The 24,969-nt window shown below is 58.8% G+C and carries 21 protein-coding genes; 6 read left to right on the top strand and 15 right to left on the bottom strand.

The window, feature by feature from the left end:
* Nucleotides 1–10: 10 nt before the first annotated feature.
* The gene (gene glpD / locus N7578_RS03340; protein ID WP_311110042.1) at nt 11–1,537 is read right to left on the bottom strand and encodes a glycerol-3-phosphate dehydrogenase; all 1,527 of its coding nucleotides are present in this window, start codon (nt 1,535–1,537) and stop codon (nt 11–13) included.
* 107 nt (nt 1,538–1,644) lie between these two features.
* Nucleotides 1,645–2,418, bottom strand: coding sequence for a DeoR/GlpR family DNA-binding transcription regulator (locus N7578_RS03335; RefSeq protein ID WP_311108884.1), 774 nt, complete (start codon nt 2,416–2,418; stop codon nt 1,645–1,647).
* A 222-nt stretch (nt 2,419–2,640) separates the two neighbouring features.
* Here N7578_RS03335 and N7578_RS03330 point away from each other — a divergent pair, with 222 nt between their 5' ends.
* The 4 genes from N7578_RS03330 (at nt 2,641) to N7578_RS03315 (ending at nt 6,913) form a co-directional block, all read left to right on the top strand.
* Entirely contained in the window at nt 2,641–4,398 is a 1,758-nt protein-coding gene (locus tag N7578_RS03330; RefSeq protein WP_311108883.1) for an alkaline phosphatase, read from the top strand.
* A gap of 145 nt (nt 4,399–4,543) precedes the next feature.
* Nucleotides 4,544–4,930, top strand: a complete 387-nt coding sequence (locus N7578_RS03325) for a hypothetical protein (protein WP_422646686.1) — start codon at nt 4,544–4,546, stop codon at nt 4,928–4,930.
* 7 nt (nt 4,931–4,937) lie between these two features.
* A complete protein-coding gene (locus tag N7578_RS03320; RefSeq protein ID WP_311108882.1) occupies nt 4,938–5,624 on the top strand; it encodes an ABC transporter ATP-binding protein in 687 nt (228 codons plus the stop codon).
* A complete protein-coding gene (locus N7578_RS03315; protein WP_311108881.1) occupies nt 5,621–6,913 on the top strand; it encodes an ABC transporter permease in 1,293 nt (430 codons plus the stop codon). The genes N7578_RS03320 and N7578_RS03315 overlap by 4 nt, the downstream gene beginning before the upstream one ends.
* Here N7578_RS03315 and N7578_RS03310 read toward each other — a convergent pair.
* From N7578_RS03310 to N7578_RS03250, 13 genes are all read right to left on the bottom strand, one after another.
* Nucleotides 6,902–7,549 carry an alpha/beta family hydrolase gene (locus tag N7578_RS03310; RefSeq protein ID WP_311108880.1) on the bottom strand — a complete coding sequence of 216 codons (648 nt, stop codon included), beginning with the start codon at nt 7,547–7,549 and terminating at the stop codon, nt 6,902–6,904. The genes N7578_RS03315 and N7578_RS03310 overlap by 12 nt on opposite strands.
* Nucleotides 7,550–7,612: 63 nt before the next feature.
* Nucleotides 7,613–8,839 carry a pyridoxal phosphate-dependent aminotransferase gene (locus tag N7578_RS03305; RefSeq protein WP_311108879.1) on the bottom strand — a complete coding sequence of 409 codons (1,227 nt, stop codon included), beginning with the start codon at nt 8,837–8,839 and terminating at the stop codon, nt 7,613–7,615.
* A 15-nt stretch (nt 8,840–8,854) separates the two neighbouring features.
* Entirely contained in the window at nt 8,855–10,378 is a 1,524-nt protein-coding gene (locus N7578_RS03300) for an aldehyde dehydrogenase family protein (RefSeq protein ID WP_311108878.1), read from the bottom strand.
* A 56-nt stretch (nt 10,379–10,434) separates the two neighbouring features.
* Nucleotides 10,435–11,832: a 2-oxoadipate dioxygenase/decarboxylase HglS gene (locus N7578_RS03295; RefSeq protein ID WP_311108877.1), complete on the bottom strand. Its 1,398-nt coding sequence runs from the start codon at nt 11,830–11,832 to the stop codon at nt 10,435–10,437.
* 194 nt (nt 11,833–12,026) lie between these two features.
* The gene (locus N7578_RS03290) at nt 12,027–13,058 is read right to left on the bottom strand and encodes an L-idonate 5-dehydrogenase (protein WP_311110040.1); all 1,032 of its coding nucleotides are present in this window, start codon (nt 13,056–13,058) and stop codon (nt 12,027–12,029) included.
* Between the two features lie 165 nt (nt 13,059–13,223).
* On the bottom strand, nt 13,224–13,718 hold the full coding sequence (gene soxR, locus N7578_RS03285; protein WP_311108876.1) for a redox-sensitive transcriptional activator SoxR: 495 nt from the start codon (nt 13,716–13,718) through the stop codon (nt 13,224–13,226).
* Between the two features lie 108 nt (nt 13,719–13,826).
* A complete protein-coding gene (locus tag N7578_RS03280) occupies nt 13,827–15,206 on the bottom strand; it encodes an FGGY-family carbohydrate kinase (RefSeq protein ID WP_311108875.1) in 1,380 nt (459 codons plus the stop codon).
* Complete coding sequence (rhaM, locus tag N7578_RS03275; RefSeq protein WP_422646663.1) at nt 15,203–15,526, bottom strand: L-rhamnose mutarotase; 324 nt, start codon at nt 15,524–15,526, stop codon at nt 15,203–15,205. Before rhaM ends, N7578_RS03280 begins: the two co-directional genes overlap by 4 nt.
* A gap of 3 nt (nt 15,527–15,529) precedes the next feature.
* On the bottom strand, nt 15,530–16,534 hold the full coding sequence (locus N7578_RS03270; RefSeq protein ID WP_311110038.1) for an ABC transporter permease: 1,005 nt from the start codon (nt 16,532–16,534) through the stop codon (nt 15,530–15,532).
* Between the two features lie 2 nt (nt 16,535–16,536).
* Complete coding sequence (locus tag N7578_RS03265; protein WP_311108874.1) at nt 16,537–17,538, bottom strand: ABC transporter permease; 1,002 nt, start codon at nt 17,536–17,538, stop codon at nt 16,537–16,539.
* Nucleotides 17,539–17,549: 11 nt separating this feature from the next.
* Nucleotides 17,550–19,094, bottom strand: a complete 1,545-nt coding sequence (locus N7578_RS03260) for a sugar ABC transporter ATP-binding protein (protein WP_422646662.1) — start codon at nt 19,092–19,094, stop codon at nt 17,550–17,552.
* Between the two features lie 206 nt (nt 19,095–19,300).
* Complete coding sequence (gene rhaS / locus N7578_RS03255; protein WP_311108872.1) at nt 19,301–20,311, bottom strand: rhamnose ABC transporter substrate-binding protein; 1,011 nt, start codon at nt 20,309–20,311, stop codon at nt 19,301–19,303.
* A gap of 46 nt (nt 20,312–20,357) precedes the next feature.
* A complete protein-coding gene (locus tag N7578_RS03250; RefSeq protein ID WP_311108871.1) occupies nt 20,358–21,188 on the bottom strand; it encodes a DeoR/GlpR family DNA-binding transcription regulator in 831 nt (276 codons plus the stop codon).
* 198 nt (nt 21,189–21,386) lie between these two features.
* On the opposite strand from N7578_RS03250, the gene N7578_RS03245 reads away from it, so the two are divergent.
* Both N7578_RS03245 and rhaI read left to right on the top strand, forming a co-directional pair.
* A complete protein-coding gene (locus N7578_RS03245) occupies nt 21,387–23,483 on the top strand; it encodes a bifunctional rhamnulose-1-phosphate aldolase/short-chain dehydrogenase (RefSeq protein WP_311108870.1) in 2,097 nt (698 codons plus the stop codon).
* 51 nt (nt 23,484–23,534) lie between these two features.
* On the top strand, nt 23,535–24,827 hold the full coding sequence (rhaI, locus tag N7578_RS03240; RefSeq protein ID WP_311108869.1) for an L-rhamnose catabolism isomerase: 1,293 nt from the start codon (nt 23,535–23,537) through the stop codon (nt 24,825–24,827).
* Nucleotides 24,828–24,969: the final 142 nt, after the last annotated feature.

Here is a 24,969-nt window from a genome sequence, read left to right as displayed (position 1 = left end):
CGATGTGATTTCATATCGTCTTCACATGACCGCCAGCGACACCCTCAAGATAATCTTGCAGCGCCCTCGCCTCATCGCTGCTCAACCTCAACCCCTGTTTTGTCCGTCTCCAGAGGATGTCGTCTGCGGTGACGGCCCATTCGTGCTCGATGAGCCAGCGCACCTCCACCTCGTACAGCGTGCCGCCGAAGTGGCGACCGAGACCCGCACGGCTGGAGACGTCGCCCAGCATGCGGGTGGCGTCCGTGCCGTAGTTGCGCACCAGACGCTCCGCATGAACAAGATCGAGGAACGGATGGCGCTGCATCAGCGTCTTGACCTGCCTCTCGTAGCCGTTCGTGGCAAAGTCCCCACCCGGAAGATGCGAACCTGCCGTCCACGGCCTGCCCTTGACCCCGATCGCCTCGCCGATCTTCTCCAGCGCATGTTCAGACAGCCGACGATAGGTCGTCAGCTTGCCGCCGAACACGTTGAGCAGCGGCGCCTCGCCTGCCGCGCTCTCGACCTTCAGCACGTAATCGCGCGTCGCTTCCTGCGCCTTCGAAGCACCGTCGTCGAACAGCGGACGCACGCCCGAATAGGTCCAGACGATATCCTCCTCGCTCACCGGCTCGGCAAAATACTCGCTCGCCGCATTGCACAGATAGGCCGTTTCTTCCGCACTGATGCGCACGCTCGCCGGATCGCCGTCATAATCCCGATCGGTCGTGCCGATCAGGGTAAAATCCCGCTCATAGGGAATGGCGAAGATGATACGCCCATCCGGGTTCTGGAAGAAATAGGCGCGTGGATCGGCAAACTTCCTCTTCACGATGATATGACTGCCCTGCACGAGCCGCACATTGTGCACGTTGTTGCGACCGAACACGCCTGACAGCACCGTATCCACCCACGGACCCGACGCATTGACCAGCATGCGGGCGGTATGAACGCCCGTCTGCCCGGTCTTGCCGTCCAGCGTCTCGATGCGCCACAGGCCGTTCTCGCGCCGCGCCGAGACGACACGGGTGCGGTTGAGGATCGTCGCGCCACGGTTTTGCGCATCGCGGGCGTTCAGGACCACGAAACGGGCATCATCCACCCAGCCGTCGGAATATTCGAACGCCGTGGCGAACACCGGCTTCAGCGGCTTGCCGGCCGGGTCGCGGCGCAGGTCCAGCGTGCGTGTGGCGGGCAAAAGCTTGCGACCGCCGAGATTGTCATAGAGGAACAGGCCAAGCCGGATCAGCCAGGCCGGGCGCACACCGCCCTTCTGGAACGGCAGCACGAAACGCATCGGCCAGATGATGTGCGGTGCCATGGCCCACAACACTTCGCGCTCCATCAGCGCCTCGCGCACCAGCCTGAATTCGTAATGTTCCAGATAACGCAGACCGCCATGGATCAGCTTCGTCGCAGCAGACGACGTGCCCGACGCAAAGTCACCCTTTTCCGCCAGCGCAACCGTATAACCGCGGCCAACTGCATCGCGAGCAATCCCGCAACCGTTCACACCGCCGCCGATCACGAAAAGGTCGTGAAGCGCCTCACCAGACATTGCTCCTCCCGGGGCTTTCATCGACGCTCTCCTCATCGATATATTGAAAGCACAGACATCTAATTCGAATGCAAAACGAATGTCAAACGAAAACTAGATTGGTAAAACTACGACGTTTCCTGCCCCGTTTCGATCAGCCTCACATCGCTATCCGCACAGATCGAGCGTATTGTTTTCAAAGGACAATGATCGGTTATGAAGGTGTGCACCTGTGAGAGATGCCCGATGCGGACGGGGGCGGTTCTCTCGAATTTCGAAGAATCCGACACCAGAATGACATGCCTCGCGTTCGACATGATCGCCTGCGCGACCTTGACCTCGCGAAAGTCGAAATCGAGAAGCGCACCGTCTTCATCGATGGCGGACACACCGATCACCGCGAAATCCACCTTGAACTGACGAATGAAATCCACGGCCGCCTCGCCGACAATTCCCCCGTCGGCTCCTCGCACAACTCCCCCGGCAATGACGACCTCGATACCGGGAAAAACCCGTAATCTATTGGCAACATTGATATTGTTGGTGATGACCATCAATTCGTGATGATCGGCCAAGGCCTCCCCTACAGCTTCAGTCGTCGTACCGATGTTGATGAAGAGCGAGGAATTGTTCGGAATGAGACCTGCTGCCGCCGCACCGATCGCCTGCTTTTCGCCAGAGGCGATTGCACGCCGCGCCTCGTATTTGACGTTTTCATTTCCGCTCGGGAAAATCGCACCGCCATGAACGCGTGTCAGCGCCCGTGCGTCGCAGAGATCGTTCAGATCCTTGCGGATGGTTTGCGGCGTAACGGAAAAGCGCGCGGCCAGTTCATCAACCAGCACCCTGCCGTTCGCTTTCGCCAGCGCAACGATTTCGTCCTGTCGCGGAGTGAGCAGCATTTTTCCTCCATTTTATTTCGTTTTTTGTTTTATTGAATGGCGAACGAAAAACCAATGTCAAGATAGTTCGATCCGCGACCGGAACTTGCAACTTGCTTTACCCACCAATGCGCAACCGTCGCCCATCCCGCGGACGCGAAGAGTTGGGCTGCCGCCGTCATCGAAGTGTCATCCCGTAAAGCTATGCCATCAATGATCAATCGATGTCAGCACGAGGGACCTATGCGACATATTCTTGCTATACTCGCCACGACCACATTTCTAGCCGGAACGGCGCAGGCTGCGACCGTCTATCCTCTGGACCGTGCGACGATCCTTGCCGGCTCGCCTTTCGACTTCAAGGTCGAACTGAAAAACGTCGTCAAGCAGGAAGACGTCAAGATCACCGTCAACGGCCAGGATTACAAGGCCATCTTCGGCTCCGACGCCCAGTTCATCGCCGATGAAAAAGGCAAGGAAGACAAGAGTCTAGGCTCAGCCGTCGTCCTGCGCGGCCTGAAAATCGCAAAGCCCGGTGCGTATGTCGTCGAGGTTTCCGCTGGCGACGAGAAGAAGTCGGTCACGTGGGAGGTCTACGGCACCTCGGCCACCCCGAAGGCCAAGAACATCATCTTCATGCTCGGCGATGGCCTCTCCGTTGCCCACCGCACCGCTGCCCGCGTCATGTCCAAGGGCATGGCTGAAGGCAAGGCAAACGGCCGCCTGAACATGGACGAACTGGACCGCATGGCCTTCATCGGCACATCGGCCACCAACGCCGTCGCAACCGACAGCGCCAACACCATGTCGGCCTATATGACCGGCCACAAGACCGCCGTCAACGCGATCGGCGTTTATGCCGACCGTACGCCAGACAGCCTCGACGACCCGAAGGTCGAGACGCTTTCCGAAGCGATCCGCCGCAGCACGAAAAAGTCGATCGGCGTGGTCACGACCTCCGAAATCCAGGATGCGACACCCGCAGCCGTCGTTTCCCATACGCGCAAACGCGGCGACAAGGCCGAGATCACCGGCATGATCCTCGACGTCAAGCCAGAGGTCGTTCTCGGCGGCGGCTCGGCCTACTTCCTGCCCAAGGAAACCGTTGGTTCGAAGCGCAAGGATGACAAGGATTACATCAAGCTGTTCCAGGAAGCGGGCTACGCGCTGGCAACCACGAAGGGTGAACTCGAAACCGCCTCCGGCACCAACACCGGCAAGATTCTCGGCCTGTTCCACACCGGCAACATGGACACACTTCTTGACCGAAACTTCCTGAAAAAAGGCACGGTCGAGAAGTTCCCGGAACAGCCTGGCCTGGAGGAAATGACCAAGGTGGCGCTTGGCGAGCTTTCGAAGAACCCGGAAGGCTTCTTCCTCATGGTTGAAGCGGCCAATATCGACAAGATGTCTCACCCGCTCGACTGGGACCGCGCCGTCGTCGAAACCATTGAATTCGACAAGGCACTCGGCCTCGCGCGCGAATTCGCAGCCAAGAACCCCGACACACTGATCGTCCTGACAGGCGACCATACGCATGGCGTTTCCATCGTCGGCACGGTTGACGACGAGAAGGAAGGCACGGATATGCGCGAAAAGGTCGGTACCTATGATGACGCCGGCTTTCCGAACTACACGGACGCCAACGGCGACGGCTACCCGGACAAGATCGACGTGACCCGCCGCCTGTTCCTGAATGCCAACAACGGCCCGGATCATTACGAGACGTTCCGTCCGAAGCTCGACGGTCCATTCGTTCCGGCAGTCCAGAACGAAAAGAAGGAATATGTCGCGAACGAAGCTTACAAGGACGTTCCCGGCGCCGTCTTCGTTCAGGGCAACATTCCAAAGAGCGGTGACAGTGGCGTCCACGCCGTAGATGACGTCGTGCTGCAGTCTACCGGCCCCGGCTCGGAAGGCTTCAAGGGCTACATGGAACAGAGCGACGTTTATCGCGTGCTTGCCGACACGTTCGCCCTCGGTACCGTCGAGTTGAACTAACACATTGCCAACGCAATCATTCCGGGCGGCGCGTACGCCCGGAATTCTGTTCTAAATATTAAAGAGGTAAAAAATGCCGCTTTTGCTCAGCCGTCGACACATGCTGACGCTGTTCAGCCTCTCTCCGGTTCTCGCCTCACCGGGCATGGCAATAGCAGCAGCCAATTCGGAGATCGGTTTTGCTGACCTCTACAGCAAGATCAGCGTGCTGGGCCTGGAATTTTCTGACAAGGTGAAGAGCCTCGTCGGCAAGCCGGTCACGATGGGTGGCTTCATGGCGCCGCCCCTGAAAGCGGAGGCAGCCTTTTTCGTCCTGACGGAAGTCCCGATGTCGATCTGCCCGTTCTGCTCTTCTGACTCGGACTGGCCGGACAATATCGTCGTGATCTATCTCGATGAAAAGCAGACCTTCGTTCAACCAAGCACGCGGATCGAAGTATCGGGCGTGCTGGAAATGGGAAGCTGGACGGACCCGGAAACGGGCTTTGTCAGCCGCCTGCGCATCCGCGGCGCGAAATACTGGGTTGCCTGATATCGATATGCTTTCTCTTTCCCTAGAAAATGTTTCTGTCTCGTTTCCTGGCGTGATCGGCCCGGTTCTCTCCATCGAAATGCTGGATCTGCCATCGGGCGCGCGCGTGGCCGTAACCGGCCCGTCGGGCTCGGGCAAAAGCACGCTGGTCAACATCATCAGCGGGCTGGAGCGTAGCGAAAAAGGCGTCGTGGCATGGGGCGGCACGGATATAGCCCGCCTTTCCGAAAGCAGGCGCGACCGCTGGCGTGCTGAAAATGTCGGCATCATTATGCAGGATTTCCATCTGTTTCCCGGCCTCTCAGCTCTCGACAACGTACTTCTACCCGCGCGGCTCGCCAGAGCGTCGTCGCCTGTTCTCGTCAAACGGGGCGCTGAATTGCTGGAACGTAGCGGCATCAAACGGCAGACACAAAACATCGAGACCATGTCACGCGGCGAAATGCAACGTGTAGCGGTGGCGCGTGCTCTTCTGCGAAAACCCGGTGTCATCATTGCCGATGAGCCGACGGCAAGCCTGGACAGGGAAAGCGGAGAGGCCGTTGGCAATCTGCTGCTGGAACTGGCAAATGCGGAAAAAACCACGCTCATCGTTGTTTCGCATGACAGCAGGCTGACAGAACGGCTCGACCGTCGCGTCAATCTCAACGCCGGGCGTCTGGTCAGCGACAGCAAGGTGGAGATCGCCGCGTGATCCGTTTCATTCTCTCGGACCTGCGCCGCCTCTGGATGGGGGCCGTAGTGATTGTCCTGCTCGTCGCCCTCGCCGTCGCACTCAGTGTCACGGTCACCCTGCAGGAGCGATCTCTTCGTCTGGGCAGCGCACGCGCGGCTGACAAGTTCGACCTCGTGATTGGCGCAGCCGGTAGCGAAACACAGCTCGTTCTGTCTTCCGTCTTTCTTCAGCCATCTCCCCTTCCGCTGATGGAGGGAGACGTCCTGGCAAAGCTCTCGAACGATCCGCGTGTTGCCTGGGCCGCCCCGATCGGCTTTAGCGATTCCTTCGACGGCTTGCCCATTGTCGGCACCACGACCGCGCTGGTCAGCAACCTGTCCTCCGGCTTACAGGAAGGCATTGTTTTCTCTACCGAGGGGCAAGCCGTGGTTGGCTCGGCCGTACCGCTTTCACTCGGAGCAGAGATCAAGCCGATGCACGGCGCGCCCGGTGAAGGCGGCCACACACATGGCGAACTCGCATATAGCGTCTCCGGTCGTCTCAAGCCGACCGGCACTGCGTGGGACCGCGCCATTCTCGTCCCGATCCAGGCGGTCTGGCACATTCACGGCCTGGGGCATGACGAAGAGGCCGAGGGCAGCCATGACCATGCATCTCATGGCCAGGGCGGTCATGATCATTTTGCCCGGCCTGACGGCGATCATGACCACGACACGCACGATCATGCCAGTCACGCCGATGCGCCGCTTGTGGAAACATGGGACGGGAATGTACCCGGTCTTCCGGCAATATTGGTCAAGCCGAAAACCATCGCCGATGCCTACAAGCTCCGGCAGGAATATCGCGGCGGCACGACAGTCGGCGTTTTTCCGGGCGAAGTGTTGACGCGCCTGTACGCAACGTTGGGTGATGCGAGAATGGTACTGTTTGCTGTCGCGACTGGATCACAGGTGCTGGTCGCCGCAGCACTGCTTCTGGTAACCGTGCTGCACATCGGCCAACGCCGCCGCCAGATCGGCGCGCTGCGCGCTTTCGGCGCCCCACGAGGCGCGTTGTTTTCCATTGTCTGGCTTGAGCTGCTTTGCCTGATCGGAACCGGCGTATTTCTCGGCTTCGCGATGGGTTATGCCGCCTCACTCGCCATCGCCCATGTTCTAGCTGGCGAAAGCGGAATCGTGTTTCCGATTTCATTCATCGGGCAGGACGCGATCCTCGCCGCGGTCACTCTGGGATTTGCGGCCATCCTCGCCGCGGTTCCCGCCGTGCTCGCCTACCGCCAGTCTCCAGCCTCCGCTCTACGCCCGTAGCTTCAGTCTTCCGGCCCACTCCCTGACCGTCTGGCCGACAGTGGCCAGATGGTCCGCGGCGGAAAAACCGGAGAGCTTCTTGCGCGGTTTGAGATCGTGGTCGCCGTCTTCGAGCCAAAGCAACTGAATCTGGTCTGACAGGGCAAAGGCGCTGACCTCCTCACGTGTGCCAAACTCATCACGCGTTCCCTGACAGATCAGCGCCGGGGTTGCGAGGTTCTCCAGGTGAGCGGTTCGAAGGTTTTCAGGTTTTCCCGGAGGATGAAACGGGTAGCCGAGACAAAGCAGACCGGCGATGACCCCGTCACGATGGAGATCGTCGGCAATCATGCTGGCGACACGGCCGCCCATCGATTTGCCACCGATGATGAGAGGGCCAGTGGCCGCCAGATCGATGATTGCCGCCTTGTATTCGGGGTTGAGCGTCTCGGCACGGGGTGGTGGTTTTCGGCTGTCGGATGTGCGTCTGGCCGCCATGTAGTCAAACTCGAAACGCGCCACGCGAAAACCCGACTTCGCGAGTGCTTCCGACACAGCCGTCATCGAAGCAGAGTCCATTGGCGCGCCAGCCCCATGCGCAAGCAGGATCGTGAAACGGGCGTCACGTGGGCCTTCAATCAGAAATGGTCGCGGCATATGCGTTCCGTCTGCGTCGTTCTGACCAAACCTAAAACGCTTCCCTATCGAATGGAAGCATTCTCAACCAAGGAGCGCACACGCCTTTGCAAGGCGTTGAAGAGCCTCAATCAATTCCGGTTCCGATGTTGCATAGGAAATCCGGAAAAAGGGCGAGAGCCCGAACGCCGCCCCCGGAACGACAGCAACATGGGCGCTTTCCAGAAAATAGTCGCAGAGGTCCGTATCGCTCCCGATCACCTGTCCGTCCGGCGTTTTTTTGCCAAGCAGGCCCGCACAACTCGCGAAGGTATAAAACGCTCCATCCGGCACGCGGCAATCGATGCCCTCGATCGCGTTCAAACCGGCCACGACCAGGTCGCGCCTGCGCTGGAAGCTCGCAGCCCTGTCCTTCAGAAAGTCCTGCGGACCGTTCAGCGCCGCAACGGCCGCGGCCTGCGAAACGGACGACGGACCGGACGTCGCCTGACTCTGTACCACGGACATGGCCTTGATCAGAGCTTTGTGACCACCTGCGTAACCAATGCGCCAACCGGTCATAGCATAGGCCTTGGAAACACCATTCACGGTCAGCGTCCGCTCTCTCAACCGCGGCTCGACCTGGGCAGGCGTCACGAACCTGAAATCGTCGTAGACGATATGCTCATACATGTCGTCCGCAATCAGCATGACGTGCTGATGCCGCAGCAATACGTCGAGCAAGGGTCGGTATTGCTCCGCCGAGTAGCTTGCACCGGACGGGTTGGAAGGGGCGTTGAGCATGAGCCAGCGAGTTTTCGGCGTAATGGCTGCCTCAAGCTGTTCAGCTGTCATCCGGAAACCATTTTCCGCAGCGCAGGGGACCAGAACAGGTTTGCCGCCACACATGACAACAATGTCCGAATAGGTCGCCCAGTAAGGTGTCGGGATGATGATTTCGTCGCCAGGATCGACGGTTGCCATCAAGGCGTTGAACAGGATCTGCTTCGCCCCGGTCGAGACGATGATCTCGTCGAGTGCGTAATCCAGCCCGTTCTCCCGCCGGAACTTATCGCGAATGGCTGTCCGCAACTCCAGCGTCCCCTCATTTGCCGTATATTTTGTTTCGCCACGCTGCATGGCTTCCCACGCAGCGTGTTTGATGTGCTCAGGCGTGTCGAAATCAGGCTCGCCCGCCCCCAGAACGATGACGGGCTTGCCCGCCTGCTTCATGGAACGCGCCCGCCCGCTGATCCGTGCGATGGGAGATACATCGATCCGGGATATCCGTTCAGCGGTTCTGAAAGCCGCCTTTAGTGTGCTCGCGTCCATGATTGTCCGTCCTCGTTACTCGATATCGAAAGAAACGCCCTGCGCCAGTGGCAGCGCCTTTGAGTAGTTCACCGTGTTGGTAGCGCGGCGCATATAGGCTTTCCATGCATCAGAGCCGGATTCGCGCCCGCCGCCCGTCTCTTTTTCACCACCAAAGGCTCCGCCGATTTCCGCACCCGACGTGCCGATGTTGACGTTGGCGATACCGCAGTCGGATCCCTCTGACGACAGGAAACGCTCGGACTCCTGCATGTCACGCGTGAAGATCGACGACGAAAGCCCTGCCGCGACAGCATTATGCGCGTCGATAGCCTGATCGAAATCGCTGTACTTCATGACATAGAGGATCGGTGCGAAGGTTTCTTCGAGGACAGGGCCTTCCTGCTTCGGCATTTCGACCAATGCGGGCTTGACGTAATAGGCGTCCTGCGCGCCGGTATCGACGCGATCACCGCCGTGTACGGCACCACCATGCGATTTCGCCGCATCGAGCGCCTTCTGCATGCCTTCATACGCCGCCTTGTCTACCAGCGGCCCGACCAGGGACGACGTTTCCAGCGGGTTGCCTACAGAAACGGAGGCATAAGCCTTCTTCAGGCGCGGCACGAGCTGATCGTAAACGCTGTCATGAACAAAGAGGCGACGCAGCGTCGTGCAGCGCTGGCCAGCGGTGCCCATGGCGCCAAAGGCGATGGCACGCAGGGCCATGTCGAGATCGGCCGAAGGGCAGACGATACCGCCATTGTTGCCGCCAAGTTCGAGAATGCCGCGGGCAAAACGCTTCGCCAGACGCGGGCCGACATCACGGCCCATGCGGGTGGAGCCGGTGGCGGACACCAGCGGCACCTTCGGGTGATCCACCAGTGCTTCGCCAACTGCACGGTCACCGATCAGGAGCTGCGACAGGGCTGCCGGCGCATCGCCGAAGCGGGCGGCGGCGCGTTCGAAAATGCCCTGAACGGCAAGTGCCGTCAGCGGCGTCTTTTCCGACGGTTTCCACACGACCGGGTTGCCACAGACGATGGCGAGTGCGGCATTCCAGGACCAGACGGCGACGGGGAAGTTAAACGCTGAGATCACACCGACAACACCGAGCGGATGCCAGGTTTCCATCATGCGGTGGCCGGGACGCTCGGTGGCGATGGTCAGACCGTAAAGCTGGCGCGACAGGCCGACGGCAAAATCGCAGATGTCGATCATTTCCTGAACTTCGCCAAGGCCTTCGGACGGGATCTTGCCAGCCTCGATGGAGACGAGACGGCCAAGTTCTGCCTTGTGCGCGCGCAGTTCCTCACCGAGGAGGCGGATCAACTCGCCACGGCGCGGAGCTGGCACGGTGCGCCAGATCTTGAACGCAACATCCGCCCTGTCCACGACCGCACCAACGCCAGCCGCAGAAATCGTCTTCAGGTCGGCAATCTTTTCACCCGTCACCGGCGAATAGGACGGCATGTCCCCGCCGGTGTACAGACCGGCCGGAACTCCGAGTTTTTCAAGCAAGGCAGCCGTTTCCTGGCGCACATCAACGGTTTTCGTCATCTATTTTCTCCATTGTCTTCAAGTTCTGATTGGCGGCAATGACCGCGGATGTCGAATTACTGCGCCGCGGCCAACCGACCGATGACGGCAATGCAGCCTTGCAGGGACGCGCTTTCGATAGCAGCATAATGGGCAAATTCATCAATAACAGACGCACCGAGATCGCGTTCGAACATCACCTGGTTAGGGCTGGCGGTAAACTCCTGCGTTGCATCATCGCCAAGATTCGACTGGAAAATACCAGCCGCGCTGACTGGCAGGAAGTCCTCATAGACGATGGGATCGAACCGGACGAAGCCCGCCTCGATAGCTTCCTCGACACCGAGCTCGAGCGGTGCGGCGACCTTGCCCTTTTCCGTCAGCGAATAGCTGAAATATCCAAGCCCTGCCTTGCGGATACCGTTCCAGTCATCCGGAAACGCCTTGAACACATCCGCCAGCGCGGCTTCATAATCTGCCGAATTCGATCCGTCAGCGGCAGGACGGACACGACCGCGTGTTTCGTTCAAAAGCATATCATAAAGGGCGCGGCCTTTCGGCGTCAGCGCCACACCACGCTGCTCGATCTCGCCGAAACGGGCGGTATGCGAGCCGGCTTTCCATTCGCCGTTTTCCTCGATGAAGGCGACCGCCTCCTCAAGCGCCTTGAACGATGTCTGGCGCAGCAGGATCGGACACCTGCGGGTGGGCGGACCTTCCACGACCGCCTTTGGCGCAATACCTTCTTCCGGCATCAATGCCTGAACAGCATCGATATCAAGCGTGCGTGGCGTCAGATGATTGATATGCGGGCCTTTGAACGAAACGACGTCGGCGATCAACCGATGCGCATCGTGTAGGCGTTTATACAGGTCAGCATCGACAATGGCCTTGTCGTGCCAGCGGAAGGTTTCAAGAACCTCCGTCACGAAGCGGGTGGCATCCCGTTCACCAAGCCCACCCTCACGCTCCGCCTTTTCCACCAGTGAAATCGCTGTATCGGTAAAAATCCGGCGTCTGGCGAGGACTTCGGCTGCCTGCCTGCGCAGATCCTCGTCAGCAATGAGATCAAGACGCAGCAGCGACGTAAAGACACGGAAGGGATTCCGCTTCAGGCTCGCATCTTCGACAGGCCGGAACGCCGTGGAGTGCACCGGAACGCCAGCGGTCGACAGATCATAATACCCGACCGGATACATCCCCATGACCGCGAAGACACGGCGCATCCTGGCAAGCTCGGCGGCTGTACCGAGACGGATCGCTCCGTGACGCTCTTCGGATATACGCTCCAGTGAATCCGTTGCGTCGAGACGATCCTTCAGCTGCGGATCAGCAGCAAGTGTTGCCGCATTCACCCTCGCAACCAATGACATCAATGTGCCGTAGGCCGGAACTTCATCGCGATACATTGCCGACATGGCTGCCGAAAAGCGGTGGCGAATTTCGTCGGACGTCACGAATACAGGAGCTTCCATCGCATATTACCTCAAATCATCCAAGACTTCTGGCAGTTCATCCCTGACACGATATCGGAATGAACTTACCCTGTCTTGCCAACTTTGAGACTGACTTGATGTCAAATGGGAATGATGGGGGTGGAAACACTCAGAAATAACATGCGGCTACCGATGCCTTTTCCGGGCAACGGCAGCCGCGTGAACAGACGGCATCAGAATGCGAGCTGGACTTTCATCGATTTGCTGCGGTCACCCGCAGTTTCGAAGGCGGCAACGGCATCATCGATGGGATAAACGCCCGTCAACAACGGCTTGAGATCAACGCGACCCTGATTGATTAGGTCGACGGCAAGGCCGAATTCCTCGTGGAACCGGAACGTGCCTTTCATCTCGATTTCCTTCGCCACAACCAGGTTCTGCGGAATGGAAACATCTCCGCCAAGACCGAGCTGGACGACCGTGGAGCGAGGACGCAGAACCTCAAGGCCGGAACGCACTGCACGCTCGTTGCCCGACGCCTCGAACTGTACGTCGAAATATCCCTTGTTGGCGGAATAGGCCGAAAGTTCTTCCGGATTTGTCGCGACGTTTATGACACGATCAGCGCCAATCTCCAGCGCCTTGTTCAGAACCGCATCCATCACATCGGTCGCAACGACCTCACGTGCCCCATGCGCGCGTGCGGCAATAATGGCCAACGCACCGATCGGACCGCAGCCGGTAACAAGAACCCGCTTGCCGAGCAGCGCGCCAGCACGGTTCACCCCATGCAGCGTGACGGCGAAAGGTTCGGCCATGGCCGCCTCGTGGATCGAAACACCTTCGGCAACCTTGTGGCATTGCCACGCCTCTGCCACCAGCCGCTGCCGGAATGCGCCCTGAATGTGCGGCATCGGCATTGCGGAGCCGTAAAAACGCATGTTGAGGCAATGGTTCTGCTGTCCCTGAAGGCAGTACTCACAGCTATTGCACGGACGGCTTGGCGATACGGCCACCCGGTCACCGACCGCAAAGCCCGATACGCCCGCGCCCAGCGCCTTGATGGTACCGGCGACTTCATGACCGAGGATCATCGGTTCGCGAACGCGCACCGTGCCGAAGCCGCCGTGGTTGTAATAGTGCAGATCCGAACCGCAGATGCCGCCCGCCTCGATTGCGACCTCGACCTGCCCAGCTTCCAGGCTCTCTACTTCTCTTTCCTCGATGCGAAGATCTTTCGCAGCATGAATGACAACGGCTTTCATCATTTACCTTTCCAACTACTCCCAGAAGCGGGCGGTGCGACATTCGCTCTCCATTACCCCATGTTATCGGTAACATAAAGAGTAAAAACCCTGTCGAGAGTGGGACAAACGAATACTCACGCCATTCCTGCAGGCAAAAATGCCGATCTGAAGCAAGGCATCTGATCAGGTACCACGATCATCATCATGCTTCGTCTGCTTTTTTTCGATTTCAGCATCCATGATGATGGGGCCGTTCGCATCTGCCCCAAGACAGTCATCGGGATTTCTCAGCGGACACTCGGTCAATGAAAGACAACCGCAACCGATACAGCTGTCCAGCTGATCCCGCAGCGCCATAAGCCCGGATATCCGGCGCTCCAGATGTTCCTGCCATTTGGATGACAACTGTGACCATTGCTTTTTGGTCGGACTGGCATCGAGAGGCAGTTCCGCCAGCGTTTCCTGAATTTCCCGCAGACCGATGCCGACCCGTTGAGCGGCCCGGATAATGGCAACCCGGCGCAGCATATAGCGCGGATACCGGCGCTGGTTGCCCGAGGTCCGAATGGATGCAATCAGATTTTTGGTTTCGTAAAAGTGCAGAGTCGAAACGGCCACGCCCGCACGCCTCGCAAGCTCGCCAACCGTCAAAGGAGCATAGACATCAATTTTCTTCACACGCAGAACCTCAACTATTGCTGAGGTTTTATAATTGGCTTCGCGACGTGGGGCAACGATTACAAAAGAACCGTGCCGTTGACCGGGGATGGTTATCCAGCTCCAGAATCAAGGGATTTCAAGGGCTTTGCGCCAATGTCTCCTGTAGTCCGCAAGAGCAAGCGAAGGCGTGAAACGCACCGTCGCAGTGTGTTGCGGCCGCACACCGGTCAACATTGCAGCCCCGAGCGCAGTGCCGCTGAGCGACCCGCCGTCCGGCACGAGGACATCCCGGCCCGTCACTGACGCCAGCGCGTTCACGTAAACCGTGTTACGGCTCATTGGCCCCTCCACGATCGTCGGGCCACCCGCGCCGATCAGCTCAAGGCAGACCTCCGTCATCAGCGCCATATAAAGCGATATCGCAGTGACCTTTTCCGCATCAGACGCAGGTGTGCCGATCCATTTCATGCGCCGGCCGGGAAATGGACCGGAGCCTTCGGCCACGTTCGGCAGGAGCATCAGCGATTTGCCAACGACATGCGCGACGGTTTCATCCACGTCGCCCGGGAGTTCGGCCAGTCCTTGCGTCAGCATCTCGAATTCGCGCCCGCCCATGAACCGCGCCGAGGGTGTCGGCTTGCCGAAAGCGTTGACATTGGCGAAGCTGTCACGCTCCGGCGCAAGCCCATCGAGATTGCCCGGCGTGGCAAAGCAGACGACCCAAGTTCCTGTCGAAACAACGGCAAACGGCGGCTCGCTCAGGATGAGATGCGGCAGCAAGGATGCGTTGGAATCGTGAATTCCGCAAAAGACCGGAATGTCCGTCGACAAGCCGAGTTCGTCACCAAGCTCCGGGCGCACGCTGCCCAGCGCATCAAAGGCCGAGCGGACGGGAGCCATTTTTTCACGGATATCGAGGCGATCCACCAGGGACGAAAACTGCCCCCTGTCCGGCGCCCAGAGATCGGTATGGCAACCGAGAGACGTCGCCTCATTCGCCGCCACCCCCGACAGCCGATAGGCCCAGTATTGCGGATAGGTCAGGATCGCAGAGACACGACCGAACGCCTCCGGAAACATCGTTTTTTGAAAGTGCAGCTGTGCGCCGAGATTGAGGCCCGCAGAAAGGGGCGGCGAGAACGTTTCGGAGAAATCGGGGCGAAGCACTGCATAGGCCGCGCGGATTTCCTGCGGGTATTCGAACTCGTAATCCAGCACGGGCATGGCAAGACGCCCTTGCCCATCCAGCAACGCAGCGCTTGCCCCATGCGTGGTGATCGAAATCGCATCGAACCCGGGAGATTGCGCAAAGCCAGCAAGGGCGCCCTGAATGAATGTCCACAGCGCTTCGACATCGTAATGTGGATAACGCCCGCCTGAAACAACGGCGTTGGGCGTCTTGCGCACGGCCATTTCAGCGCCGTTTTCGCCATCCAGCAAAACGACCTTTGCATTGGTCTTGCCGATATCGATGACGGCGATCCGCTTGTATGAGGCAGTATTCATGGCAGATGGAACACCGTGACGAGATCGGTCGCGACTGGCGAGTTATCCGGGTTGCTGTCCATGATATCGGCCATATGCGCCCACCATTTTTTCATCACCGGATGGTCGGGCAGCGACGCCATGCCATGATCTTTCGGGCGAGTTAGCACACCAAAAAGGATGTTCGTTTCCGGATCCAGATGGATGGAATAATCGCTGACGCCTGCCTGCCGAAGCAGCGTTACCAGTTCCGGCCAGATTTCATCATGACGCTTCCTGTATTCGGCTTGCATGCCGGGAAAGAGTTTCATCTTGAAGGCGTGTTTTTCAAGTTCCGGCACGGTTTACCTCATGGCCCGCAGACGACGTACGACGATGGGGATGGCAATGGTGATGATCAGAAGCAGGCCGACAAAGATCGACATGACGATGCCCGGCACGTTCAGAAGGCCAAGCCCGAAGGTCACCAACCCCATGACGAAAGCCGCGATCACCACGCCGCCAATGGTGCCGGAGCCACCCAGAATGGACACACCGCCGAGAACCACCATCGTCACCACCTCCAGTTCCCACCCTTGTGCAATCGAAGGGCGGGTGGAACTAAGCCGCGAGGTGAGGCAGACGGCGGCAATGCCGCTCATCACGCCTGTCAGCAGAAACAGGATGAACTTCACCCTTTCCACGGGGATGCCGGAGAAGCGTGCGGCAAACGGGTTATTGCCGATGACATAGACCTGTCGGCCGAAATTCGTGGCATGCAGCAGGATCGCGAAGATCACGGCCATGACCACGAACAGGAGGAACTCGAAAGAGAAAACCCATAAAACGTAACCCTGACCGAAATAGGCAAAGTCGGCGGGATATTTTCCAAATGCCTGATCGCCCAACACCATATAGGAAATGCCGCGAAACAGGCTCATGGTGCCGATGGTGACGACGATGGATGGCAGCTTCAGCCCTGCGACCAGAAAACCGTTGAACGCGCCACAGGCAAGTCCGACACCGATACCGATTGCGACCAGCCCCGGCGTTCCCACCCCCATCTGCACCGCATACCCCATTGCTGTCGATGCCAGCGCGATGATGGCGGCGACAGAAAGATCGATTTCGCCCGCGATGACCAGCAGTGCCATGGCAAAGGCGATCAAAGCCTTTTCGGTAAAATTGAAGGTGGCGTCGGAGAGGTTCCACGCATCGAGGAAATAGGGCGATGCAAAGGAATTGGCGGTGAAGATCAAAATCGCGACGCCAAGCAGCAGCACTTCCCAGCTTGCCATGACGCGTTTGAAAGGCGTGCCGAGCTTGTCTGGAATGACACGCGTCGTCGGCGATGTTTCCGGCGTGGTCATGGTCATGCCGCAGCCTCCTTCCCATTATCTGCCGCAGCCCTGTCCCGCAGGATGATGCGGCCTTTCTTCGCCTCGGCGCGGGCGTTGAAAACAACAGCCAGAATGATGACAACGCCCGAGATCGCCATCTGTGCAAAAGGTGAGATGCCGATGACGGGCAGCGCATTCTTGATGACACCAAGGAAAAGCGCACCCAGCACCGCACCTGCCGCCGTGCCTATGCCACCCGCAATCGAAATGCCGCCGATCACATTCGCCGCAACACTGTCGAGCTCCAGACCGGCGGCGATATCCACGTACGCCACGGCATAACGTGAAACCCAGAGGTAGCTGGCAAGACCGGCGAGCGCGCCCGACAGGACAAAGGCCAGGAATCGCGTACGACCGACATCAATCCCCGCATAAACCGCAGCACCGGGGTTGCCACCGGAGGCATAGGCCGACCGACCGAAGGATGTGCGCGTCAATACCAGCCATGCGCCCGCAATGATGAGGATTGCTACCCACGAGAGAACCGGCAGACCTAAGATCGGTGTGCGCGGTACATTCAGGAACGTTGGTGACATCTGGTGCGCATTGACCCAGCCACCACCGGAAAGCACGAACGCCATGCCGCGATAGATGGTAAGTGTCCCGAGCGTAACGACAATCGGCGGAATGCGCAGCCACCAGACGAGAACACCGTTGATCGAGCCGAGAACAGCACCGATGCCAACGGCCATCGCCACAAGAAGCGGCAATGGGACACCCGGAAAGGCGGCGTTGGTCATCGCCACGGCCATGCCTGTGAAAGCGAGGTTGGCCGCGACCGAAAGATCGATGGACTTCGTCAGGATGACCGCCATCTGGCCAAGCGCCAGAATAATGAGGATAGACGTGTCATTGAAGATGTTGACCAGATTGGCAGGACGCTCGAACCCCGGCGCCCGCAGCGAGAACCCGGCGATCATCAGGATGATGATACCTGCCAACAGCAGTTCGCGATTTTTCAGAAAACGTTGCATGGCCTTCTTCCTCACGCATTGCCCGTGGCGGCGCGCACTAGCTTTTCCGGAGAGAATTCGGCGCGGTCGAAGACGCCCGCCATCAGCCCTTCGCGCATGACGATGGCACGGTCGGACATGCCAAGTATTTCCGGCAGTTCGGATGAAATCATGATGATCGAAAGCCCTTCCGCCGCAAGTTCGCTGATAAAGCCGTGCACGGCAGCCTTGGAACCAATATCGATGCCCTTGGTCGGCTCATCGAGAATGATGACCTTCGGTTGGGTCGCCAGCCATTTGCCGATGACGACCTTCTGCTGGTTCCCGCCCGAAAGCGTGCCTACCGGCACCGAGAGCGCGGCTGCTCGCAGATCCAGCCGCGAGGCATATTTGCGCGCCAGCGCGAACTCGTTGGCGGCAGCCAGAAACCCCTTTCGCGACGTCCGGCCCAGCGAAGGCAGAGACATGTTCTGGTAGATCGGCATTTCCAGCGCCAGCCCGTGCCGTCCGCGCTCTTCCGGCACGTAAACGATACCTGCCCGGATCGCATCTTCCGGCGAGCGGATGGAGAGCGGCTGCCCGTCGAGCTTGAGGGAACCCGAAGCAGGGCGGGTAATGCCAAACAACGACTGGCACAGTTCGGAGCGACCGGCGCCGATCAATCCGTAGAGCCCGAGGATTTCGCCCTTGCGCAGTTCAAAGGAAATGTCGCGGAACTCGGTATCGTGACAATAGTTTTGCAGTGACAGCACGGTGCCGCCGATATTGACCGCTTGTTTCGGGAACGCGTCCTTGACATCGCGGCCCACCATCAGGCGGACGATTTCGTCCTGCGGCGCATCTGCAAGCGCACCTGAACCGACCATTCTTCCATCCCGGAAAACAGCGTAATTTTCAGCGATTTCATAGACTTCATCGAACTTGTGACTGATGAACAGTATTGCCTTTCCCTGACGCTTCAGGTTCTGGACGATACGGAAAAGATCATCGATTTCCTTGCGGGAAAGGGCTGCCGTCGGTTCATCCATGATAACGATGCGCGCTTCCACCGACAGCGCGCGCGCAATCGCCACCAGATGCCGCTGCGCAATGGAGAGGTCTTTCAGGCGGATCGCCGGGTCGATCCGGCTTTCCAGCCGCTCCAGCAAAGTGCGAGACTTCTCGTTGATTGTCTTCCAGTCGATCAGCCCGAAATGTCCCTTTGGCGCATGACCGAGGAAGATGTTTTCGCCGACCGACAGTTCATCGAACAGCACGGTTTCCTGATGGATGGCCGTCACGCCCGCATTGATGGCATCCTGCGCGCTGTGAAAATGAACCGGTTTTCCATCCAGAAGGATTTCGCCTTCGTTCGGCCGATAGATGCCGGTGAGGATTTTGACGAGGGTCGATTTCCCCGCGCCGTTTTCACCGATAAGCGCCGTGACCGTACCCGGATAGAGGGCGACATTCACGCCATCGAGCGCCTTCACACCCGGAAAAACCTGGCTGATGCCGCGCATTTCCAGGATGGGAGCCGAGTGCTCCAATGCCGGTGCATGAGGCGTAACCGCGTCGGTCGTTTTTTCTGCTGCCATTGTCATCACTGAAAACCCGGAGCCCGCAATCGGGCAAGAACCAGAACACACGCTCGGCACCATCTTCGGGCCTGAGCCGAGGATCCATCCGCCGTGCGTCGCGGACCCTCGGGTCACGCCCGAGGATGACGCCGAGTATGTGGAGGATTTAGAGTTCCCGGCGACCCATTCTCAGAAGAGAGATCGCCGGGTCATGCTTTTCGTAATCAGAAAATCTTCGAGAACTGGTCGATATTCTTGGCGTCGTAAACGAACGGATCAGCCATCGCGGCCTCGCTGTTTTCACCCACCTTGATCTTGCCCATGCGACCAGCTTCGATTTCCGAGCCGGGCTTGCCGTCAGCGTCACCCTTCACCAGACGATAGGCGATCTGGGTCGCGGAATAGCCGAGGTCAATCGGGTTCCAGATGGCGAATTCCTTCGTCGCACCGGACTTGATGGCACCGGCCATTTCCGATGGAAGACCGAGGCCGGTCACGTAAACCTGACCGATCTTGCCCGCATCCTTCACGGCCTGAGACGCTGCCAGAACACCAACGGTCGTCGGCGCAACAATGACCTTCACATTCGGCTGAGAGGTGAGAAGCCCCTGGGCTTCGCGATAGCTCTTGTCGGCGAGGTCATCACCGTAAACCGTGGTCACGAGATTGAGGCCGGGAAAATCCTTGATCTGTTTCTTCATCTCGTCGATCCAGATATTCTGGTTCGTCGAGGTGGTGGTCGCAGACAGGATGGCGAAATCACCCTTGCCGCCTTCCAGATGCGATGCTGCCAGTTGCAGGCACATCTTGCCGATCAGCGCGTTGGAGGACGGGTTCAGCTGAAGGATACGGCCTTCCGGTGCGACGCCCGAATCCCAGGAGATGACCTTGATGCCGCGCTGCGCCGCTTTTTTCAGAGCAGGAACGACGGCGTCCGGATCGTTGGCGGAGATGGCAATCGCATCGACGCCCTGTGCGATCAGCGAGTTGATGACTTCAATCTGACCTTCCGCCGTTGTGCTGGTCGGGCCGGTATAGATGATTTCGACGCCGCCCAGTTCCTTGGCAGCTTCCTGCGCGCCCTTGTTGGCGGCCTCGAAGAAGCCGTTGCCGAGCGACTTGACGACAAGTGCGATCTTAATGTCGGCCGCCTGGGCGACACTCCCCAGCCCCAAGGTCCCGAGCGCAACGCCCAATGCCAGAGCGCGACCCAGTTTTCTGCGTGTAAGTTTCATTTCCCTTTTCCTCCCGTTTGAAACTTTCCTCTCCGCCCGGCACTCCTCATGCAACCGAAGCGGAATTCTCCTCGTCCGGTGACGGCGGTGCTTCAGCACCCTGCACCGATCCGGCTATCAGCAATTCGACGCCTGCATCTTCCACCATGCGCGCGGCCTCGTCCGAAATCCCGTCATCGGTGATGATGGTGGTGACGTTTTCCAGCGGGCAGAGGATCAGGCTCGAGCGCTTGCGGAACTTCGATGAGTCGACCATCACGATCAGCTCCTCGGCCTGCCGCATCAGTTTCTGCTCGCTCTGGATGACCAGCGCGTCCGACTCCATGATGCCGAGCGCGCCCACGCCTTGAGCGCCAAGAAAAATGCGGCGGGCGTAGAAATTACGGATCGCATCGTTTTCGAATGGCGACAGGATGAGGCTCTGGTCGCGATAGATCGCACCACCCGGCACACTGACGCTGCATTTGGAATGCTTGACCAGATGCTCGGCGATGGCGAAGGAATTGGTCATCACCTGCAAGCGGCGAGCCGCCATATAGTGCACCATCTGGAACGTCGTGGTGCCACCGTTCAGAATGATCGCATCGCCATCTTCACAAAGATCCACTGCCTTGCGCGCAATTGCGCGTTTTTTGTCGATATTGACCGATTCGGAAACGCGAAACGGTCGCGCAGCGAGATTGCCGAGCTGTGGCGGGTGCACCGCCTCCGCTCCGCCGCGCACACGCCGCAACTTTCCCTGAACATGTAACGACGCGATATCCCTACGGATCGTGGCTTCGGACGCATCCGTCAGCTCAGCAATATCCTGCACCGTCACCACAGGCTTTTCCTGTACGGCGCTCAAAATGATGCGGTGGCGTTCACGTTCGTGCATCGGGTTCCTCCTGATCGCAATTATTCGTAATCTCTTTACGTTGTCAATCAATAACGATCAAATTATTCAATGCTGCGTCGCACAATGAAATTTTATGATCGTTTATGATTGACATTGCGATTTTGAATGCGCGATATCTACACCCAAGGAGGCGGGCCGTGGTCGGTTCCGCGATGAAATGACATCTGGGAGGAAAGCATGACGGGAAAATCCCGCCTTCTCGAAGACCGCTGGGATGATGCCCACGCTGCGAAGCTCGATGAACCGGGCAAGCTGCTGTATCGGTCCAACCTGCTCGGCGCGGACAAGCGCATCACCAACTACGGCGGCGGCAACACATCTGCCAAGGTTCTGGAAACCGATCCGCTGACAGGTGAAAAAGTTCGCGTCATGTGGGTCAAGGGTTCCGGCGGCGATGTCGGCACCATCAAGCTCGATGGCTTTGCCACGCTCTATCTCGACAAACTTGAAGCGCTAAAAGGCATCTACAAAGGGGTAGAAGACGAAGACCGCATGGTCGGCTTCCTGCCACATTGCACGTTCAACCTCAATCCGCGCGCGGCGTCCATCGATACGCCTCTGCACGGCTTCGTCCCCTACGATCATGTCGACCACATGCATCCCGATGCCATCATCGCCATCGCCGCATCGAAGAATTCAAAAGAACTCACCCGGCAGGTTTTCGGAGACGAAATCGGCTGGTTGCCCTGGCGCCGCCCCGGTTTCCAGCTTGGCCTCGACCTCGAAGCCTTCGTGAAGGCCAATCCGACCGCCAAGGGCGTGGTGCTGGAAAGCCATGGCCTGTTCACCTGGGATAACGATGCAAAGAAGTGCTACGAGCTGACCCTTGCCATCATCAACAGGGCAATCGAATGGTTTGCCGAAGAGACGGAAGGCAAGACAGTCTTCGGTGGCGCAGTTGCGAAAAATCTTGGCGTTGAAGAACGCCGCGCCATTGCAGCGCGCCTGATGCCGGAAATTCGTGGCCGCATCGGTCGAGAAGAGCGAAAGCTTGGCCATTTCGACGATCAGGATGCAGTGCTGGAGTTCGTCAACGCAAAGGAGCTGAAACCTCTCGGCGCGCTCGGCACATCCTGCCCGGACCACTTCCTGCGCACCAAGATCCGTCCGCTGATCCTCGATCTCGACACCTCAAAACCCGACGTCGATGCGCTTGTCGCGGGCCTCGATCAGGCGCTTGAAGATTATCGAGCCGATTACAGCCGCTATTACGAGACATGCAAGCACGACAATTCGCCGAAGATGCGCGATCCCAACCCGGTGATTTTCCTGATCCCCGGCGTCGGAATGCTGTCGTTTGCAAAGGACAAGGCGACCGCTCGTATCGCCGGTGAGTTTTACGTCAACGCCATCAACGTCATGCGCGGCGCATCCACAGTCTCCGAATATCAGGGACTGCCGGAACAGGAAGCCTTCGATATCGAATACTGGCTGCTGGAAGAAGCAAAACTTCAGCGCATGCCGAAACCAAAGAGCCTGGCGGGGCGCATCGCCTTCATCACCGGTGGAGCGGGCGGCATCGGTCGTGCGACAGCCGAACGCCTCGCCAGTGAAGGCGCCTGCGTCGTGCTGGCCGATATCGACGAGGACGCACTGCAGAATACCAGGGGCGATTTCGAAAAACGCTTCAGCGCGGACGCCGTTCGCACCGTAAAGCTGGACGTGACCAAGGAAGATGCCGTGATATCCGCCTTTGTGGAGGCGAGCGTCGAATTCGGAGGAATCGACATTCTTGTGTCGAATGCGGGCATTGCCTCCTCGGCACCGGTCGAAGACACCACACTTGCGATGTGGAACAAGAACATCGACATTCTGGCGACCGGTTACTTCCTCGTCTCGCGGGAGGCATTCCGCCTGCTGCGGCGTCAGAACCTCGGCGGAAACGTCGTTTTCGTCGCATCGAAAAACGGTCTGGCCTCCTCACCCAACGCGTCCGCCTATTGCACTGCCAAGGCAGCGGAAATTCACCTTGCCCGATGCCTCGCTCTCGAGGGCGCGGATGCGGGCATTCGCGTCAACACTGTCAATCCGGACGCGGTTCTGCGCGGCTCGAAGATCTGGAGCGGCGAATGGCGTGAACAGCGGGCAGCCTCCTCCAAGATCGAGGTGGATGACCTCGAGGAACATTACCGCAAGCGCTCGATGCTGAAGCTCAACGTCTTTCCTGAAGACATCGCCGAGGCGATCTACTTCCTGGCCTCCGACGCCTCCGCCAAGTCGACCGGCAACATCATCAACGTCGATGCCGGAAACGCCCAGAGCTTCACACGATAGGAAAGACGGCGGATCGGCGGCAGAGGAGCCGCCATTGCCGGGGAGGAAGAGATGACGGACACGAAAATTGCAGCCGATGTCGTTGCGCATGAAAACGACAGGCGTATTGCGGCACTGAACGACGACTACGAGGCGCTTGGAAACCAGCTTGCCCGCCGCAACATCGATATCGACGCGATCACAAGAACGGTTTCGGAGTTTTTCGTCGCCGTTCCCTCATGGGGCGTCGGCACCGGAGGAACCCGTTTTGCCCGCTTCCCCGGCGAGGGCGAGCCGCGTGGCATTTTCGACAAGCTTGACGATTGCGCCGTCATCAACGAACTGACCCGCGCAACGCCGACCGTATCGCTCCACATTCCGTGGGACAAGGAAGACCCGAAGAAGCTCAAAGCCCATGCGGATGCACTGGGACTTGGATTCGACGCCATGAATTCCAACACGTTTTCAGATGCGCCGGATCAGAGCCATTCCTACAAATACGGGTCCCTCAGCCATACCGACGCGGCAACCCGCCGCCAGGCGGTGGAACACAACATCGAATGCATCGAGATCGGCAAGGCCATCGGCTCCAAGGCACTGACGGTCTGGGTGGGTGACGGTTCCAACTTCCCCGGCCAGAGCAGTTTCACCAGAAGCTTCGAGCGTTATCTGTCGGCGATGGCCGACATCTACAATGCTCTGCCTGATGACTGGCGCATCTTTTCCGAACACAAGATGTATGAACCGGCCTTCTATTCGACCGTCGTTCAGGACTGGGGTACCAACTACCTCATCGCCAATACGCTGGGTGAGAAGGCCTTCTGCCTCGTTGATCTCGGCCATCACGCGCCGAACACCAATATCGAGATGATCGTCGCCCGCCTCATCCAGTTCGGCAAACTCGGCGGCTTCCACTTCAACGACAGCAAATACGGCGACGACGATCTGGATGCCGGCGCCATCGAACCCTACCGCCTGTTCCTTGTGTTCAACGAACTCGTGGATGCCGAGCATCGCGGCGTCAAAGGGTTTCATCCCGCCCATATGATCGACCAGTCGCACAACGTGACGGATCCGATCGAAAGCCTGATCTCCAGCGCCAACGAAATCCGCCGTGCCTATGCGCAGGCGCTCCTCGTTGACCGCAAGGCACTGGATGGTTTCCAGCAGGATAACGACGCGCTGATGGCATCCGATACACTGAAACGCGCTTACCGCACCGATGTGGAACCCATTCTCGCAAAGGCAAGGCAGCTGGCAGGCGGCGCCATCGATCCCATCGCCACCTATCGGGCAAGCGGTTATCGCACCCAGGTCGCAGCCCAGCGCCCTCAATCGAAAGGCGGCTCAGGCGGCATCGTCTGATACCCGACAACACCCATTCTTCTACCGCTCCCTGCGCCCCATAACGGCTCTCGCTGAATTTCTTTCAGCAGCTCCGTGGGACGCAGCGAGCTTTTTTCGTCACACGTTACACAGGCAAATCACCCTGTTTCTCAGGCGATCC

Origin of the sequence: Agrobacterium tumefaciens (assembly GCF_031801495.1) — a bacterium.
Lineage (GTDB): Bacteria > Pseudomonadota > Alphaproteobacteria > Rhizobiales > Rhizobiaceae > Agrobacterium > Agrobacterium tumefaciens_K.
This window is presented reverse-complemented; position numbering and strand designations above follow the sequence as displayed.

What these genes read in the sequence shown, in the direction of transcription:
- N7578_RS03335 (WP_311108884.1), bottom strand. Translation starts at nt 2,418, where the DNA reads ATGCTGCTCACTCCGCGACAGGACGAAATCGTTGCGCTGGCGAAAGCG.
- N7578_RS03270 (WP_311110038.1), bottom strand. Translation starts at nt 16,534, where the DNA reads ATGACCACGCCGGAAACATCGCCGACGACGCGTGTCATTCCAGACAAG.
- N7578_RS03250 (WP_311108871.1), bottom strand. Translation starts at nt 21,188, where the DNA reads ATGCACGAACGTGAACGCCACCGCATCATTTTGAGCGCCGTACAGGAA.
- N7578_RS03300 (WP_311108878.1), bottom strand. Translation starts at nt 10,378, where the DNA reads ATGACGAAAACCGTTGATGTGCGCCAGGAAACGGCTGCCTTGCTTGAA.
- N7578_RS03305 (WP_311108879.1), bottom strand. Translation starts at nt 8,839, where the DNA reads ATGGACGCGAGCACACTAAAGGCGGCTTTCAGAACCGCTGAACGGATA.
- N7578_RS03310 (WP_311108880.1), bottom strand. Translation starts at nt 7,549, where the DNA reads ATGCCGCGACCATTTCTGATTGAAGGCCCACGTGACGCCCGTTTCACG.
- N7578_RS03265 (WP_311108874.1), bottom strand. Translation starts at nt 17,538, where the DNA reads ATGCAACGTTTTCTGAAAAATCGCGAACTGCTGTTGGCAGGTATCATC.
- N7578_RS03320 (WP_311108882.1), top strand. Translation starts at nt 4,938, where the DNA reads ATGCTTTCTCTTTCCCTAGAAAATGTTTCTGTCTCGTTTCCTGGCGTG.
- glpD (WP_311110042.1), bottom strand. Translation starts at nt 1,537, where the DNA reads ATGTCTGGTGAGGCGCTTCACGACCTTTTCGTGATCGGCGGCGGTGTG.
- N7578_RS03330 (WP_311108883.1), top strand. Translation starts at nt 2,641, where the DNA reads ATGCGACATATTCTTGCTATACTCGCCACGACCACATTTCTAGCCGGA.
- N7578_RS03295 (WP_311108877.1), bottom strand. Translation starts at nt 11,832, where the DNA reads ATGGAAGCTCCTGTATTCGTGACGTCCGACGAAATTCGCCACCGCTTT.
- N7578_RS03325 (WP_422646686.1), top strand. Translation starts at nt 4,544, where the DNA reads ATGGCAATAGCAGCAGCCAATTCGGAGATCGGTTTTGCTGACCTCTAC.
- rhaI (WP_311108869.1), top strand. Translation starts at nt 23,535, where the DNA reads ATGACGGACACGAAAATTGCAGCCGATGTCGTTGCGCATGAAAACGAC.
- N7578_RS03245 (WP_311108870.1), top strand. Translation starts at nt 21,387, where the DNA reads ATGACGGGAAAATCCCGCCTTCTCGAAGACCGCTGGGATGATGCCCAC.
- N7578_RS03260 (WP_422646662.1), bottom strand. Translation starts at nt 19,094, where the DNA reads ATGGCAGCAGAAAAAACGACCGACGCGGTTACGCCTCATGCACCGGCA.
- N7578_RS03280 (WP_311108875.1), bottom strand. Translation starts at nt 15,206, where the DNA reads ATGAATACTGCCTCATACAAGCGGATCGCCGTCATCGATATCGGCAAG.
- N7578_RS03290 (WP_311110040.1), bottom strand. Translation starts at nt 13,058, where the DNA reads ATGAAAGCCGTTGTCATTCATGCTGCGAAAGATCTTCGCATCGAGGAA.
- rhaS (WP_311108872.1), bottom strand. Translation starts at nt 20,311, where the DNA reads ATGAAACTTACACGCAGAAAACTGGGTCGCGCTCTGGCATTGGGCGTT.